This window comes from Kitasatospora sp. NPDC001683, from assembly GCF_053596495.1.
This window is the reverse complement of record NZ_JBSFGK010000228.1, coordinates 1-1,774: the sequence shown is the minus strand read 5'-3', so window position 1 is coordinate 1,774 and position 1,774 is coordinate 1. Positions and strand designations below refer to the sequence as shown.

At 68.9% G+C, this 1,774-nt stretch carries 1 protein-coding gene; it reads left to right on the top strand.

Annotated elements, in window-relative coordinates:
* Window positions 1-153 precede the first annotated feature (153 nt).
* Entirely contained in the window at window positions 154-1,746 is a 1,593-nt protein-coding gene (locus ACWCYO_RS40640; RefSeq protein ID WP_449787046.1) for an IS1634 family transposase, read from the top strand.
* The last annotated feature ends 28 nt before the right edge of the window (window positions 1,747-1,774 follow it).

Genomic DNA, 1,774 nt, shown 5'->3' with positions numbered 1-1,774 from the left:
GCTAGGCCGGTCCTTCGCACATGACGAGTTCGGATGAACTGGTGATGCGACCGGTACCCCGGTGGGGTGCTGGTCGTTGAGCCTGGTGTGCCGATATCCCGTTCACGTCGTTCCCGGGTCCACCGTCCGCGCTTCGCCGTGGAGTTGACGCCCGTGGTGGAGAGGCGTCTGGGCGCTCTGCCTGCCTCTGCCGAGTTTCTGCGCCGGCTGGACGTGGCCGGGATCGTCGACGGGCTGTGCCCGATCCGCGAGGTCGCGCATCTCACGCACGGCCAGGTGATCGAGGTGTTGATCGCCAACCGTCTGTCCGCACCGGCGCCGCTGGTGCGGGTGGGCGACTGGGCCCGGGAATGGGCCGTGGAGGAGGTGTTCGGCATCGCCCCGGACCTGCTGGGCGATGACCGGCTCGCCCGCGCGCTGGACGCCATCGCGCCGCACCTGGACAAGCTGGTGGGCACGGTCGGCGCGCAGGCCGTCACGGAGTTCGGCATCGACGTGTCCCGGATCCACTGGGACATGACCTCGATGTCCCTCTTCGGCGCCTACGAGGACCAGGACGAGCAGTTTCCACAGGCCAGGTACGGTCATCCCAAGGACCGCAGGGTCGATCTGAAGCAGATCCAGGCCGGCCTCGCGGTCAGCGGCGACGGCGGCATCCCGCTCTTCCACCGCGTCTACGACGGCGGCGCGGGCGAGGTCGCCCAGGTCGTCGGCGCGATGAAGGCCCTGCGCACGATGGCCGGCCGGCGGGACTTCCTGCTGGTGGCCGACTCCAAACTCGTGTCCCACCCGAACGTCACCGCCCTGCTGGAGGCGAAGGTCGCCTTCGTCGCGCCCGCCCCGGCCTCCAAGGTCCCCCACCACGTCTACGTCGCCCTGGACCCCGACACGGCGACGGTCGTGGACTACGTCCCCGGCCGTGACGCGCACAAGCCCGCTGATCAGCGGGAGGTCTACCGCGTCCTGGAGGACACCCACACCATCACCAGCCGTCGCAAAAGCGACCCGGCGCACACCCTGCGCAGGATTCTTGTCCACTCCACCGGTAACGCCCGCGGCCAGCAGAGCGCCCGCGCCAAACGCCTGGCCCGCGCGGCCGAGGACCTCGACAAGCTCCAACGCGGCGCCGGAGGACGCTTCTACGGCACGGCCGAGAAGATCACCGCACGGATCGGCGTGATCGCCCGCGCCCGCCGGGTCGAGGACTGCCTTCGCACCACCATCACCACCGACGAGGCCGGCCGGCCCGCCCTGGAATGGCACTTCGACCAGGACGTCCTCGACGCCCAGGCCGCCGTCGACGGCTGGTACGCACTACTGACCAACCTCACCCCCGAACAAGCCACCGCGGAAGAGGTCTTCCTGCGCTACAAAGGCCAAACCGTGGTCGAACGCCGCTACCACGACTTCAAGGGCCCACTCGCGGTCGCACCGGTCTTCCTCCAACACAACCGCCGCATCACCGCGCTGATCACCGTGATCTGCCTGGCCCTGCTGGTGTTCTGCCTCATCGAACGACAGGTCCGCCAAGCCCTCGGCCCCGAGCAGACCATGCGCGGCCTCTACCCCGACAACCGAGCCGTCCGCCCCACCGGACGCATGATCTTTTACCACCTGGCGAGCCTGATGATGCGGCCCGGCACCGCAACCAGCCCACCCGTCGTCCTCATCAACCGAGGAGTCCAAGCACACCTGCTCGAACTCCTCGGCATCGACGAAACCCGACCCCGCTGGCTGGAGACCTAAAACCCCATGTGCGAAGCGCGGGGCTAGG